The 13,377-nt window shown below is 69.3% G+C and carries 14 protein-coding genes; 4 read left to right on the forward strand and 10 right to left on the reverse strand.

The genetic code is table 11. The features are described 5' to 3' along the window. Positions 1-6: 6 nt before the first annotated feature. Positions 7-324: an ArsR/SmtB family transcription factor gene (locus FAB82_RS19695; protein ID WP_136536240.1), complete on the reverse strand. Its 318-nt coding sequence runs from the start codon at positions 322-324 to the stop codon at positions 7-9. Between the two features lie 56 nt (positions 325-380). Here FAB82_RS19695 and FAB82_RS19700 point away from each other — a divergent pair, with 56 nt between their 5' ends. Next, on the forward strand, positions 381-2,306 hold the full coding sequence (locus FAB82_RS19700) for a heavy metal translocating P-type ATPase (protein WP_211116696.1): 1,926 nt from the start codon (positions 381-383) through the stop codon (positions 2,304-2,306). Between the two features lie 10 nt (positions 2,307-2,316). Further along, on the forward strand, positions 2,317-3,267 hold the full coding sequence (locus FAB82_RS19705; RefSeq protein WP_136536242.1) for an ADP-ribosylglycohydrolase family protein: 951 nt from the start codon (positions 2,317-2,319) through the stop codon (positions 3,265-3,267). A gap of 1 nt (position 3,268) precedes the next feature. Here the strand turns inward: FAB82_RS19705 and erm are convergent, their stop codons facing one another. From erm to FAB82_RS19740, 7 genes are all read right to left on the reverse strand, one after another. Beyond that, positions 3,269-4,072, reverse strand: coding sequence for a 23S ribosomal RNA methyltransferase Erm (gene erm, locus FAB82_RS19710; protein ID WP_136536243.1), 804 nt, complete (start codon positions 4,070-4,072; stop codon positions 3,269-3,271). A gap of 291 nt (positions 4,073-4,363) precedes the next feature. Next, complete coding sequence (locus tag FAB82_RS19715; protein ID WP_136536244.1) at positions 4,364-5,863, reverse strand: sodium/solute symporter; 1,500 nt, start codon at positions 5,861-5,863, stop codon at positions 4,364-4,366. 16 nt (positions 5,864-5,879) lie between these two features. Then, positions 5,880-6,218 carry a hypothetical protein gene (locus FAB82_RS19720; protein WP_136536245.1) on the reverse strand — a complete coding sequence of 113 codons (339 nt, stop codon included), beginning with the start codon at positions 6,216-6,218 and terminating at the stop codon, positions 5,880-5,882. A gap of 18 nt (positions 6,219-6,236) precedes the next feature. After that, positions 6,237-6,986 carry a LytR/AlgR family response regulator transcription factor gene (locus tag FAB82_RS19725; RefSeq protein WP_136536246.1) on the reverse strand — a complete coding sequence of 250 codons (750 nt, stop codon included), beginning with the start codon at positions 6,984-6,986 and terminating at the stop codon, positions 6,237-6,239. Continuing rightward, on the reverse strand, positions 6,983-7,981 hold the full coding sequence (locus FAB82_RS19730) for a sensor histidine kinase (RefSeq protein WP_136536318.1): 999 nt from the start codon (positions 7,979-7,981) through the stop codon (positions 6,983-6,985). The genes FAB82_RS19725 and FAB82_RS19730 overlap by 4 nt, the downstream gene beginning before the upstream one ends. 142 nt (positions 7,982-8,123) lie before the next feature. Then, positions 8,124-9,803: a solute symporter family protein gene (locus tag FAB82_RS19735; protein ID WP_136536247.1), complete on the reverse strand. Its 1,680-nt coding sequence runs from the start codon at positions 9,801-9,803 to the stop codon at positions 8,124-8,126. Next, the gene (locus tag FAB82_RS19740; protein ID WP_136536248.1) at positions 9,800-10,159 is read right to left on the reverse strand and encodes a DUF485 domain-containing protein; all 360 of its coding nucleotides are present in this window, start codon (positions 10,157-10,159) and stop codon (positions 9,800-9,802) included. Before FAB82_RS19740 ends, FAB82_RS19735 begins: the two co-directional genes overlap by 4 nt. Positions 10,160-10,451: 292 nt before the next feature. Here FAB82_RS19740 and FAB82_RS19745 point away from each other — a divergent pair, with 292 nt between their 5' ends. Beyond that, entirely contained in the window at positions 10,452-10,871 is a 420-nt protein-coding gene (locus FAB82_RS19745) for a VOC family protein (protein WP_136536249.1), read from the forward strand. Between the two features lie 138 nt (positions 10,872-11,009). Further along, positions 11,010-11,474: an NUDIX domain-containing protein gene (locus tag FAB82_RS19750; RefSeq protein WP_168801680.1), complete on the forward strand. Its 465-nt coding sequence runs from the start codon at positions 11,010-11,012 to the stop codon at positions 11,472-11,474. Positions 11,475-11,609: 135 nt separating this feature from the next. On the opposite strand, the gene FAB82_RS19755 is transcribed toward FAB82_RS19750, so the two are convergent. Continuing rightward, on the reverse strand, positions 11,610-12,323 hold the full coding sequence (locus tag FAB82_RS19755; protein WP_136536251.1) for a polyamine aminopropyltransferase: 714 nt from the start codon (positions 12,321-12,323) through the stop codon (positions 11,610-11,612). A 76-nt stretch (positions 12,324-12,399) separates the two neighbouring features. Next, positions 12,400-13,356 (reverse strand): sigma-70 family RNA polymerase sigma factor, encoded by a 957-nt coding sequence (locus FAB82_RS19760; protein WP_136536252.1) that lies wholly within the window; start codon positions 13,354-13,356, stop codon positions 12,400-12,402. Between the last annotated feature and the right edge of the window lie 21 nt (positions 13,357-13,377).

Genomic DNA, 13,377 nt, shown 5'->3' on the forward strand with positions numbered 1-13,377 from the left:
CGCGGATTACTGCTTCGCGGGGGTTTCCCCAAGGGCCGCTTCAAGAATGGTGCGGAGGTGGTCGCCCGCCGCCGTGTAGTACATGAAGGTTCCCTCGCGGCGGGCGTGGACCAGGCCGGCGAGTTTCAGCTTCGAGAGGTGCTGGCTGACGGCGGTGGGCCTGGCGCCCACGAGGTCCGCCAGGCAGGCCACGTTCTCCTCGCCCTCGAGCAGCGCCCACATGAGCTTCAACCGGGTCGGGTCGGAGAGCATGCGCAGCGCGTCCGCGGCGGCGACGACGCGTTCCTCGTCGGGCATGTGGAAGTTCGGCAGCCCCTTGTGCATACCGCCAGCTTACCCTGCCTTGCTATCTTCGTATTTGCGAAGATAAGATGATGCGCATGTTCGCGAATAATCGCTTCGCCGCCGCCTGGCGCCTGGCCGACGTCCGATGGGCCGCCCTCGCCCTCGCCTGCTTCGCCGTCGGCGGCGTCCTCCAGTTCTCCGGAGCGCCCGAGCCGGTCTGGATCGGCGCCTACCTGGCCTGCTACCTCGCGGGCGGCTGGGGACCGGCGCTGGAGGGGATCAGCGCGCTTGCCAAGCCCCGCTTCGAGGTCGACCTGCTCATGGTCATCGCCGCCGTCGCGGCCGCGGCCATCGGGCAGTGGTTCGACGGCGCGCTGCTCATCGTCATCTTCGCGACCTCCGGCGCGCTCGAAGCGGTCCTGACCGAGCGCACCGCCGACTCGGTGCGGGGGCTCCTCAAGCTCGCCCCCGACCGGGCGGTGCGGCTCGCGGGCGGACGCGAGGAGACCGTGGACGCGGCCGAACTGACCCGCGGCGACCTCGTCCTGGTGCGGCCCGGCGACCGCGTCCCGGCCGACGGCACCGTCACCTCCGGCGAATCCGAAGTGGATCAGTCCACGCTGACCGGCGAGGCATTGCCGAACCGCAAGGCGCCCGGTCAGGACGTCCTCGCCGGGACCGTCAACGGCACCGGCGCGCTCGAAGTGCGCGTCGGCCGCGACAGCGCCGACTCGGTCCTGGCCCGGGTCGCCCGCCAGGTCGAGGAGGCCTCCGAGGCCAAGTCCAAGACCCAGTTGACCATCGAGAAGATCGAGCAGCCCTACTCGCTGGCCGTCGTTGCGATCACCCTGGCGCTCATCGGATTCCCGCTCGCGTTCGGCACCGAGTTCGAGCCGGTGCTGCTGCGCGCCATGACGTTCATGATCGTCGCCAGTCCCTGCGCGATCGTCCTGGCGACCATGCCGCCGCTGCTCGCCGCCGTCGCGCTCGCGGGAAGGCACGGCGTACTCGTCAAGAGCGCCTTGATGATGGAACGGCTGGCGGGAGTCGACGCGGCCGCGTTCGACAAGACCGGCACCCTCACCACCGGCCAGCCCGAGGTCGAACGCATCGCCGTCCTCGACGGGGACGAGGCCCGACTGCGGCGGCTCGTGGCCGCCGCGGAGGCCCGCAGCGAACACCCCATCGGACGGGCCCTGTCCCGGATCGGGTCGGGCGAGGAAGCCACGGACTTCCAGGCCATGCCGGGACGGGGCGTGCGAGCGATCGTCGGCGGCTCAGAAGTCCAGGTGGGGCACCCGGTCCTGCTCGAAGTGGCCGGGGACGCCACCGCCGCGAGCACCGTCGTTGCGAGCACTGTCGTCGCGGACCTGGAGGCCCAGGGACTGACCGTCGCGGTCGCGCTGGCCGACGCACGGCCGATCGGCGTCATCGGCCTCACCGACCGGATCAGACCCGATGCGGCCCAGGCGATCGACACCCTGAGCACCCAACTCGGCTCCACCCCGATCCTGCTGACCGGCGACAACCCGGCGGCGGCCCGCCGCGTCGCGGAAGCGGTCGGCATCGACCAGGTGGCGTCCGCGCTCCTGCCCGGCGACAAGGCGTCTCGTCTGGGCGGCACCCGCACCCTGTACTGCGGCGACGGCATCAACGACGCGCCGGCGCTGGCCGCCTCGCACGTGGGTGCGGCAATGGGCGGTACCGGCTCGGACCTGGCCCTGCAATCGGCCGACATGGTGCTGGTCGGCCAGCGCCTGACGGCGCTCCCGGCGGCGGTCGACCTGGCCCGCAAGGCGAACCGAGTCGCGAAGGCGAACCTGTGCTTCGCGGCGGCGGTGATCGCGGTGCTGGCGGCGTGGGACCTCCTGGGAGAACTCCCGCTGGTGCTGGGCGTGGCCGGCCACGAGCTGTCGACGGTGATCGTGGGCCTCAACGGCCTGCGGCTGCTGAGTAAGCGCAACTGGATCGAGCGACGCGTCGACACACCGAAATCGTCCTCGATGGCCGCGGTGCATTAGCCTGATCGCCATGTGGAATCCCAAGGACCCCAACGCCAATGCCACAGCCTCGCTGATCGGGCTCAGCGTCGCCGACGCCTTCGGCAACCAGTTCTTCGACATCGCCAACTGGCAGTCGGTCCCGTTCCCGGGACGGCAATGGGAGGAGCCGGACTACTCCACGCCCGACCTCACCGACCGGTTCCTGTCCGCGGACCTGACCCCGCCGGGGCCATGGGAGTGGACCGACGACACGCAGATGGCCTGCACCGTCGTAGAGCAACTTCGCCACGGCCGCGGCATCGACCCCGACCGGCTGGTCAAGGCGTTCGCCGCGCGCGTGGAACTCAAGCGCGACTACGGGCCGTCCGTGTTGTCGATTCTGGATGAAGCGCGAGCGGAACGGCCATGGAGGCCGCTCACGGCCGGGGCGTTCGGTGGCAGCGGTTCGATGGGCAACGGGACCGCCATGCGGATCGCTCCGCTCGGCGCCTGGTTCTGCGATGACCTCACGCACCTGGAGGCCCAGGCCCGGCTGTGCAGCGAGGTCACCCACACCCACCCCGACGCCATCGCGGGCGGGATCGCGGTGGCGGTCACCGCGGCGCTCGCGGCCCGACGCGGCGCGGCGACCCGTACCGAACTGCTGGAGGCCGTCATCGACCGCGTCCCGCGCGGCGAGGTCGAAACCCGGCTCCGCGCCGTGGCCGCACTCGGCTGGGACGCGACGGCCACGTCAGTGGCCGCCGCGGTCGGCAACGGGCAGCGCACCAGCTGCGCGGACACGGTCCCGTTCTGTGTCTGGGCGGCGATCAGGCACTTGGGAAACTTTCCTCTGGCCGTCCGCACCGCGGTTTCGGTGGGCGGCGACATTGACACCAACGCCGCCATTGTCGGCGGCATGGTCGCGGCTGGGACCGGATTCACCACCATCCCCGATGCATGGATCGCCGCCCGGGAACCGCTGCCGGACTGGGTGTAGCTCAGGGCAGGACGCGGAACAGGGTCAACCATCGTTCGGGGTCCACAAAGCCGACTGGTTCGTCTCGGGCGATGCCGGCCCGTGCGCAGGCGCGGCCCACAACGCCACTTGGGTAGGCGCGCCGCAACGATGCCGGGAGCGATCCGCCCACGCCCGTGAAGCCCAGCTCGACCAGCCGCCGGTACTCCCCCATCGATCGTCGCGGCAGCAGCGGCTCGTCCCTCCTTTCAAGGTGCAGCACCGCCGCATCGACCTGCGGGACCGGGTGGAACCGGCCCCGCCCGATTCGCCGCCCGAGCTCGAGCGTCGTCTCGGGCCAGGACGACACCGCCAGCTTCGTCCACCGTCCGAAATCGCCGCTGTGCTTCCGGGCGAACTCGATCTGCGTGACGAGCGTGGCGGAGGTGAGGTTGCGGGCACCCAGGCACCACCGCACGATGTCGGTCGTGATCGAGAAGGGGGCATTGGCGACAACCGCGAAGGCCTCGGACGGCTCGCGCACGTCCCGGAAGTCGGCGTGAAAGCAGCGCAGCCGCTCCTCGCCTGCGTAGCGCCTGCGCAGGCGTTCGACGTAGTGCCGGTCCTTCTCGTAGGCGAGGACGTGCCCGGCGACCGGGAGCAGGTGGCGGGTGATCATGCCGTCGCCGGGGCCGACCTCCAGGACCAGGTCGTCGGGACCGACGCCGGAGTCGCGGACGATCGAGCGGGCGACGGCGGGGTCGGTGAGGAAGTTCTGGGACAGCCGCTTCCGCGTGGACGCGGTCCGGGTTTCGCGGGCGTGCGGGTAGGAACGTTTGCGGGACAAGGGAAGTCCTCCGAGTGGAGTCGTCGAATCGCGAGAGCTGATTCGCCTAGACCCCTGCGGAGGCACTAAGAAGGCACGGTTGTCAGCCGTGTGAAGACACCCCGGGTTTGTCACCGGGGTTCGGATTCAGTGCGTGGCAGGGCCTAGGCCGCTGCGCGCATCCGGATGTAAAAGGCGGGCGCGCAGCAGGCGCCCGCGTTGGGACTTCCACTCATGGCGCCCAACGTAGTGCGGGACCCGAGGGGCGTCAAACGATTAATGCCGGTATCCGGATGGTTCAGAGCGATCAGCTCAAACGGAGTCTCGAGCGCGGGCCGATTGCGCTTCGGTGCTGTAGCGGCCCGGCATGTGCAGCCTGAGGACCGATTCGTCGGCCCAGTCGGGGACGCTGCCGGGACGGGAGAACCCGGCCATCGTCAGGAACGCCAGCGGGACCGTCCAGAGCGCCGGCTGGGCGAGCAGCACCGAGGCGATGCCCGGTTCGATATCCGCGATCGCCGAGGACAGGGCGGCCCCGGTGGAGGCTCCCGCACCCACCAGCAGGCCCACGGTCGCCCCGGTCGCGGTCAGCCCGCGCCACCAGATGCCGAGGGTCAGCAGCGGGCAGAACGTCGAGGCGGCCACCGCGAAGGCCCAGCCGACCAGCACATTGATGTCGACATTGGCTGACGGGAGCGCCAGCGCCACGGCCAGGCCGGTGCCCACCACGATGCCCAACCGCAGGCGCGGCAGGGAGCCGCCGAACAGGTCGTGGGACAGGCCCCCGGCGAGCGCCAGCAGCAGGCCGGAGGAGGTGGACATGAAGGCCGCGAACGCGCCCGCGGCCACCAGAGCCATGAGGACCGCACCAACGGCGCCGGGCACGATCTGCCCCGGGACCAGCACGGTCACCACGTCGGTCTCCTCGTGCCTGGGCGCGACGACCCGGCCGAGGAGCCCGTAGACGACCGGGAACAGGTAGAACAGGCCGAGCAGCACGATCACGCTGACGGCCACCCGCCGCGCCGCGCGGGCCCCGGCGACGGTGTGGAAGCGCATGACGACGTGCGGCAGCCCCATGGCGCCCAGGGTGGTCGCCACCAGCACGGAGATCGTGGCCAGGACCGGGTGTCCGGAGCCGTCGAGGTCGAGCAGCGGGCGCGCCCAGTCCGCGGTGCTGCCGATGGGGTTCACGGCCGCCTCGCGCCGCTCGGGCCCGGCCAGGAAGATCAGGAACAGCGCCGGCCCCGCGATGAACGCGAGCTTGAGCAGGTAATGGAAGGCCTGCACGTACGTCGCCGAGCGCATGCCGCCGACCGCGATCGAGGAGGCCACGACCAGGCCCGAGCCGACCACGCCGACCCAGTAGGGAATGCCGCTGACCAGTTCGAGGACCACCCCGGCGGCCTTGAACTGCGGAATCAGGTACAGCAGCATGATCACGACGACGACCAGGCCGCACATGCGGCGGATGCGGGGCGAGCCGAGTCGGTACTCGGCGAAGTCGGGGACCGTGTAGGCCCCCGAGCGGCGCATCGGACCGGCCACGAGCGCGGCGACGAGGACGTACCCGGCGGTGAACCCGACGGCGTACCACATGGCGCCCACACCGTTCTTGACCAGCAATCCGGCCAGTCCCAGCACCGAGGCGGCCGAGACGTACTCGCCCGCGATCGCCATCGCGTTCCAGCCCGGGACGATGCGCCTGGAGGCCACCAGGAAGTCGGGGGTGGAGCGGGCCGCGCGCACGCCCCACAGGCCGATGATGACGCTCACGGCCAGCACCAGCGAGATCGAGACCAGGCCGAGCATTAGCAACCACCCTGCATCAGGAATCGGCCTCAATGCGTTCGGCCCTGCGCACGTGGACGAAGGCCAGCGCGAGCAGGAACGGGTAGGGGGCGAAGAACAGCACGGCCCAGCCCCAGCGGCCGGGGGCCAGATTCGCGCCGATCATCAACACGGTCAGGGTGATGCCGAGAGCGACGACGGTGCGGACGGCTTGGCGGCGCTGGCGGCGCATGGCCCGTTCGGCGGCGGCCAGGTCGATCGCGGTGGAGGGAACGGTTCCGCGCCCGGAGAGCCGTCCGAGGCTGCGGCGCGCGTCGGTCCTGCGGAGCAGGGCGAGCCGGGTTTGGGGACTGGTGACGCGGATCCGCTGTGGCATATGAGATTCAGCTCCGGGTCAGGCTCGATCGTTGGTTCGGGCGGCCTCCAGGAGGCGTTCGCGCAGGAGACGGGAGTGGCGGCGGCTGACGGGGACCTCGCCGGCGCCGGTGACGGCGACCAGTCCGGCGGTGGAGGTGACCCGCAGTTCGGTGACGGCGGCGAGGTTGATGAGGAAGGAGCGGTGGGCGCGCACGAATCCGGCCGCGTCCCAGGCCTGCTCGAGATAGGTGAGGGACTGCCGCAGCAGGTGGGAGTCCTGGCCGGAGTGAAGGCGCACGTAGTCGCCGTGGGCCTCGGCGTAGGCGATGTCGTCGCGGCGGATGAAGACGGTGCGTCCGGCGAGTTCGACCTGGATGACGGCGAGGTCGTCGGGCTTCTCCCCCGTCGGGGCGGGGCCGGAGCGGTGGTGGTCGATGCGCGCGACGGCCTCGGCGAGGCGTTCGGGGCGGAACGGCTTCAGCAGATAGTCGACGGCGCCGAGCCCGAAAGCTTCGATGGCGTGGTTTTCGTAGGCGGTGACGAACACGATCGCGGGCGGGTCGGAGAGCCGTTTGAGGATGCGGGCGACGTCGATGCCGTTGAGTCCGGGCATGGCGATGTCGAGGAAGGCCGCGTCGAAGGACCCGGAGCCGAGCAGTCGCACCGCCTCGTCGCCGCCGGCGGCTACCACGACGTCTCCTACGGCAGGAAGCTGCGCGAGCTGACCGGCGAGTTCGGTGCGGGTGCTGGGCTCGTCCTCGACTACCAGGACGCGTATCCGCTTCATTGGGCAATGACTCCTCGGGCATATCGGGGGATGCGGACGGTGGCCTTGGTTCCGGCTCCCGGGGCGGTGTCGAGCCACAGACCGTACTCCGGCCCGTAGACGGCCCGCAAGCGGCGATCGACGTTGGCCAGGCCGATGCCGCCGCCGCCGCGGTGCCGGCCGGTGAGCACGGCCTCGGCGTGGTCGGGTTCCATGCCCGCGCCGTCGTCCTCGACCTCGATGATGCACAGCGGCCCCTCGGAGAAGCCGCGCACCGCGATGTGGCCGGTGCCTATCTTCGCTTCGAAGCCGTGGCGGACGGCGTTCTCCACGATCGGCTGCACCACCAGGAACGGAATCGGCACCGGCAGGACTTCGGGCGCGATCTGGACGGTGAGGTCGAGCCGGTCGTCGAAGCGGGCCCGCTGGAGTTCGAGGTAGGTCTGCACGGCCTGGAGCTCGTCGGCCACGGTCGCGTAATCGCCGGTTGCGGCGAAGGAGTACCGCAGGTAGTCGGAGAAGTCCGTGAGCAGCTCGCGGGCGCGTTCGGGGTCGGTGCGGGTGTGGGCGCTGATCGCGGCGAGTGCGTTGTGCATGAAGTGGGGCGAGATCTCGGCGCGCAGGGTGCGCAGGTCGGCGGCGGCGATGCGCTCGCGGGAGCGGTTGAGCTCGGCGTGGTCGATGGCGGAGGCCACCAGGTGGACGGCCTCGGTGAGCTCGGCGTCGGTGACGTCCCCGGAGACGATGAGGCACCCGGCGACGTCGCCGGACACCACCAGCGGCGCCGCGCGCAGTGGCGGGGCGGTGACCGGTTCGAGGACGTCGAGGGTCTCGGTGAGGATCTGGGCGGCGGTGGTGGCGTCGATTCGGCCCGAGGCGGCCAGGACCTGGTCGCAGTCGGCGAGGGCGACGCCGTCGGCGCCGAGGAGGCGAATCAGGCGGCGGACCGCGTTGGCCGCGCCCTTCGCGGTGAGCCCGTCGGACAGGGACTCCCCGACCAGGCGTGAAATCCGCAGAGCAGCGAGCGTCGCCGCGTTGGCAGTGCGGCGACGCAGTTGCTGATGAGGGGATCTTGCAATCACTCGCCAACTGTAACCTGGCGCACAGCTAACGAAAAGCGGGGAGGGCCGAGGGTTGGCCCTCCCCGCCTGAGGTGACTCAGTGCTCCACAGCGCGTTCTGAACCGGCTCCGGTCAACGCCCTCACCTGGAGGGTCGCGAACCGTTGGGGCTGCGATTCGGAACTCATCAGCGTACCGACCACGGCGCAGATGAGTCCCAGCGGAATGGATACCAAGCCAGGGTTCGACATCGGGAACCAGGCGATGTCGACCCCTTCGCCGAGCAGCGAATTAGGAGTGCTCGAGACGACCGGTGAGAAGATCACCAGGCCGATGGCGGCGATGAGGCCGCCATAGATCCCCGCGACCGCGCCCGCGGTGTTGAACCGCTTCCAGAACAGGCTGAGCAGCAGCGTGGGGAGGTTGGCGGAGGCGGCGACCGCGAAGGCCAGCGCCACCAGGAAGGCGACGTTGAGGCTCTGCGCGAACAGGGCCAGCACGATCGCGATGGCGCCGACGCCGATCGCGGCGACCTTGGCGAAGATGACCTCTTCGCGGTCGGTCGCGGTTCCGCGCCGGATCACGCTGTTGTACAGGTCGTGAGCCAGCGAGGAGGACGAGGCGATGACCAGCCCCGCCACCGTCGACAGGATCGCCGCGAAGGCGGCCGAGGCGATGATCGCCAGCATGATCGACCCGGTGGCCGACCCGCCTAGACCTTCGCCCGCAACTTCCGCCAACTGTGGCGCGGCGGTATTGCCGGCAGGGTTCTGCGCCGTGATCGCCTCCGCGCCGACCATTGCGGCGGCACCGAAGCCGAGCACCAGGGTGAGCAGGTAGAACGTGCCGATCAGGCCGATGCCCCAGTTGACGGACTTGCGGGCCGCCTTGGAGTCGGGGACGGTGTAGAAGCGGATCAGGATGTGCGGCAGGCCGGCGGTGCCGAGCACCAGGGCGAGACCGAGGCTGAGCAGGTCGAGCTTGCTCCACATGGTCGCGATGGCGTCGCCGGGGACCTCCGTGCCGTATCTGAGCCCCGGTTCGAGGAACGCGGAGCCGGCCCCGGAGGCGTCGGCTGCGCTGCCGAGCAGGTTGGAGAGGTTGAAGTTGTACTCCACCAGCACCATGATCGCGAGCAGTGCGGCGCCGCCGAGCAGGACGCAGGCCTGGACGATCTGGACCCAGGTCGTGCCCTTCATGCCGCCGAGGGCGACGTACACGATCATGAGCAGGCCGACCAGGACGATGCCCACGTTGGCGGCGACGTCGGCGTTCATGCCCAGGAAGGTCTGGCCCTCCTTGATGCCCAGCAGCAGCGCGATGAGCGCGCCGGCGCCGACCATCTGCGCGAGCAGGTAGAAGATCGAGACGCTCATGGTGGAGATGGCCGCGGCGGTGCGGACGGGCCGCTGCCGCATGCGGAACGACAGCACGTCGGCCATCGTGAACCGGCCGGAGTTGCGCAGCAGCTCGGCCACGAGGAGCAGCGCGACCAGCCAGGCCACGAGGAAGCCGATCGAGTACAGGAACCCGTCGTACCCGAACAGGGCGATCGTCCCGGCGATGCCGAGGAACGAGGCCGCGGACATGTAGTCCGAGGCGATTGCGAAACCGTTCTGCCAGGGCTTGAAGCCGCGACCGCCGGAGTGGAAGTCGGTGGCGTCGCGGGTGTGGCGCCGGGCCCACACGGTGATGACGAGGGTGGCCGCGACCATGAGCAGGAAGAGCGTGAAGGTCAGGGTCCGGCCGGAGCCGGTGGCCTGTGCGAGGAGGTTCATTGTGCGTTCTCCCCGTAGTGGATCTCGTCGTGCAGTTCTTGGGCGTAGGGATCGACCTCGCGGGCGGCGTAGCGGGAGTAGGCCCACGCGATGCCGAAGGTCGAGATGAACTGAAGCAGGCCGAACACCAGAGCGATATTGATGTTGCCGAACAGAACCGTGCCCATGAAGTCGCGGGCGTAACCGGACAGGACCACGTAGAGGAGGAACCAGGCGAGGAACGCGATCGTGGCCGGGACGATGAACCGGAACAGCCGGCGCTTGAGATCGACGAAGCGGGGGTCGTCGTGCAATGCGGCGATCTCGTGCTCGGCTACGTCGGGCGGTGGGCCGTCGCGAGTAGGGGTTGTAGCCATCAGGCCTTCCTCCTTGAAGGGCTTGCAGTGCGCATCGTGTCGACAAAATTTCTGGCGCTTGTCAACACGGTGACGTGTATTACCTAGGAACCTATGACCTAGAGGTGGCGCTGAGAAGTACCGAAGTCCGGCGTGTCGGCGGGCGTTCGCTTCCTGCGACGGAGGTGCGACGAGCGGTCGATGAACGGTCGGCGGGCGGCTCAGGAACATCTCTCGGGGCCGAACGATGAATCCCGGGGGGCCGCCTCGTCTGAACTGATGAAAGCGAATGACTCAGAGAGGGTGACCTGAAATGGCCGAGAAAATGATCTTCCTGAACCTACCGGTGGCGGACCTGCAGCGCTCGAAGGAGTTCTACGAGGGCCTCGGCTGGAGCATCAACCCCGACTTCTCCGACGAGAACGCCGCCTGCGTCGTCGTCGACGACAACATCTGCCTGATGCTGCTCACCCGCGCCTACTACACGACCTTCACCAAGCGCCCGGTCGCCGACACCACGGCCGCCTCGGGCGCCATGTACGCCCTCGCCCTGCCTGACCGGGGCTCCGTCGACGACCTCGTCACCGCCGCCCTCAAGGCGGGTGGCGTCGAGGAGGACCGTCCCGACATCCAGTCGCAGCAAGAGGAGGTCGGCATGTACGGCCGAAACTTCATCGACCCCGACGGCCACCAATGGGAACCGTTCCACATGCCGAATCCCCAGGCCGAATAGCCAAGGACAAGAAGGAAAATCAGGACCCGCAGAGGCCGCCCCGGTTCCGGGGCGGCCTTCGGGCGTCGCGGCTCGTCCGCTTCAGCAGTGCCCGGCTAATGGATTGCGTTGCGGCGGAATGGTTGTGAGACTGGCCCGGTGACCGAAGCCTCGTACTTGCAGTCCTTCCGCCAGCGCGCCACCGCCTATGTGCTGCGGCAGCGACCCAAGCTCGACGTGGAAGTGCTGGTCATGTTGCACGTGGACCATCCGGACGCCGGGGTGCAGGTGCCCGGTGGAGGCGCGCTGGCGCACGAGACGCCCGGCGAGGCGGCCCTGCGGGAGGCGTTCGAGGAGACCGGAGTGCGGGGGCTGGCCTTCGGCGAGGTCGTCGGCAACATGCTGTTGAATCCGGACTGCTCAATGGGCGTCTGGCAGGTGTCGACCTACAGCTGGTTGACGACGACGGACGACCGGGACTCCTGGGAGCACACCGTCGCGAGCGCGGACGGCGACAATGGTCTCCGCATGCGCTGCGAGTTCCGCCCCGCGGTCAAGGCCGGCCTCGACTGGAACTTGGACGCCTTCCTGTCGGACGCGGTTGCGCGCTTCGCGAGGCCCTAGCAGGCGGTGCCTCCGACGGTGCCGCGCAGACCGCCTGACTGGCACTCGGTCGCTGCCGCCGTCTTGGAAGTCGGTCGACGGGTTGGCGGTTCAAGCGCCGGGAGGCGCTGGCCGGGTATGCGTCCCGGGACTCGATCAGGGCATGGAGCCCAGGTAGACGGTGTTGGAGGCCTTGCCTCCGGTGAGCGGGTTGTCGAACCAGATGCGGTGGGCCTCGACGTCGACGAAGACCTCTTCGAGTACGGCCATGAAGTCCTCGTCCGGCGGGTCGTCGGACCAGAGGGCGAACACGCCGCCGTCGCTGATGTGGTCCGACATCTCCTCCAACCCCTCCTGGTTGTAGAAGGAGGCGTGGGCCGAGTTCAGGAGGAAGCGAGGGGAATGGTCGATGTCGAGGAGGACGACGTCGAATTGGCGGTTCGGGGCCTCGGGGTCGAAGGCGGAGCGGCCGGCGGCCGCCGCGAAGAAGTCGCCCTGGATGAGACGGGTGCGAGGGTCGGCGGCCAGGCCGTGGGTGTCCGGCAGGAGATCCTGCTCGTGCCAGCTGATGACGGCCTCGGAGTACTCGCAGACGACGAGTTCGCCGGTCTTGTCCGAGGCGAGCGCCTCGAAGGCGGTGTAGCCGAGGCCGAGGCCGCCGACGAGGACGGAGAGATCCTTCCCGGTCGCGCGCTCCATGCCCAGTCGGGCCAGCTCGATCTCCGCGACCGGGAACAGGCTCGACATGAGGAACTCGTCGTCGAGTTTGACCTCGTACACGTCTACCTGCGCCACCGGTTCGAACCTGCGGCGCAGGCTGATCTCACCCATCGGCGTGGACTGCCAGTCCAGTTCCTCGAATCGCGTCATTCGGCAATCCGACCACACCGTTGTCGCAGCCTGCGCCGAGGCATGGACATTCCGTCGCGGGTTACTCCCGCCCGAGTTACTCCCTGTACATGGCCGGGAGGCCGAACTGCGGGAAGAGCCGCGGAGTGTCGAGGAAGTAGTTCAGGCCGGTGATCTGGCCGTCCTTCGTCTCCAGGATCGTGATGGACCAGGGGGTCCACAGGCCGGGCTCGTCGCCGGGCTTGTAGTGGCCGAAGGCGGGGAGGCCGTTGGCCGCCACCGGGAACAGCTTCGAGTCGCGGCAGGCGCTGCCGGTGCCGAGCATGAACTCGACGACCGCGTCCGGACCCTGGACCCACAGCGGGAACGGGGGCATGGAGAAGGCGATGTCCTTGCTGCACAAGGAGGTCAATGCCTCCATATTGTAGGACTCGAAGGCCTTGACGTAGTCCTCTACGAGCTGTTTCAGCTGGTCGTCGGCCTCGTCGTAGGGGTCGGTCTCGGCCGGTTTGAGCTTTTCCATCGTGGCCTTGGCCCGCTGGAGGGCGCTATTGACCGAGGCGGGGCTGAGGTGGAGGGCGTCGGCGGTCTCGGCGGCCGAGAAGCGCAGGACCTCGCGCATGAGCATGACTGCGCGCTGCTTGGCCGGGAGGTGCTGGACGGCGGCGACGAACGCCAGGCGCAGGGAGTCCTTGGCCTCGGCGGCCTCGGCCGGATCGGCGCCGAACGCCATCGCGTCGGGGATGGGTTCGACCCACACGTAATCGGGTTCGGGCGCGGGCAGCGGGGTTCCGGCATCGGAGGCGGGGGCGAGGTCCATCGGCCGGGCGCGGCGCTGCGGGCCCTTGAGCATGTCCAGGCACACGTTGGTGGTGATCTTGTACAGCCACGAGCGCAGGCTGGAGCGGCCCTCGAAGGACTCGTACGACTTCCAGGCCCGAGTGAAGGTCTCCTGCACCGCGTCCTCGGCCTCGAATGAGGACCCGAGCATCCGGTAGGCGTAGGCGCACAGCTCGCGACGGTGCGTCTCGAAGGAGGAGTAGACGTCGTTCATACCCGCCACTCTGCCACGCGC

It is taken from the genome of Glycomyces buryatensis, assembly GCF_004912275.1.
Taxonomy (GTDB): Bacteria; Actinomycetota; Actinomycetes; order Mycobacteriales; family Micromonosporaceae; genus Glycomyces; species Glycomyces buryatensis.

What these genes read in the sequence shown, in the direction of transcription:
- FAB82_RS19695 (WP_136536240.1), bottom strand. Translation starts at nt 324, where the DNA reads ATGCACAAGGGGCTGCCGAACTTCCACATGCCCGACGAGGAACGCGTC.
- FAB82_RS19700 (WP_211116696.1), top strand. Translation starts at nt 381, where the DNA reads ATGTTCGCGAATAATCGCTTCGCCGCCGCCTGGCGCCTGGCCGACGTC.
- FAB82_RS19705 (WP_136536242.1), top strand. Translation starts at nt 2,317, where the DNA reads ATGTGGAATCCCAAGGACCCCAACGCCAATGCCACAGCCTCGCTGATC.
- FAB82_RS19715 (WP_136536244.1), bottom strand. Translation starts at nt 5,863, where the DNA reads ATGCTCGGCCTGGTCTCGATCTCGCTGGTGCTGGCCGTGAGCGTCATC.
- FAB82_RS19720 (WP_136536245.1), bottom strand. Translation starts at nt 6,218, where the DNA reads ATGCCACAGCGGATCCGCGTCACCAGTCCCCAAACCCGGCTCGCCCTG.
- FAB82_RS19725 (WP_136536246.1), bottom strand. Translation starts at nt 6,986, where the DNA reads ATGAAGCGGATACGCGTCCTGGTAGTCGAGGACGAGCCCAGCACCCGC.
- FAB82_RS19735 (WP_136536247.1), bottom strand. Translation starts at nt 9,803, where the DNA reads ATGAACCTCCTCGCACAGGCCACCGGCTCCGGCCGGACCCTGACCTTC.
- FAB82_RS19740 (WP_136536248.1), bottom strand. Translation starts at nt 10,159, where the DNA reads ATGGCTACAACCCCTACTCGCGACGGCCCACCGCCCGACGTAGCCGAG.
- FAB82_RS19745 (WP_136536249.1), top strand. Translation starts at nt 10,452, where the DNA reads ATGGCCGAGAAAATGATCTTCCTGAACCTACCGGTGGCGGACCTGCAG.
- FAB82_RS19755 (WP_136536251.1), bottom strand. Translation starts at nt 12,323, where the DNA reads ATGACGCGATTCGAGGAACTGGACTGGCAGTCCACGCCGATGGGTGAG.
- FAB82_RS19760 (WP_136536252.1), bottom strand. Translation starts at nt 13,356, where the DNA reads ATGAACGACGTCTACTCCTCCTTCGAGACGCACCGTCGCGAGCTGTGC.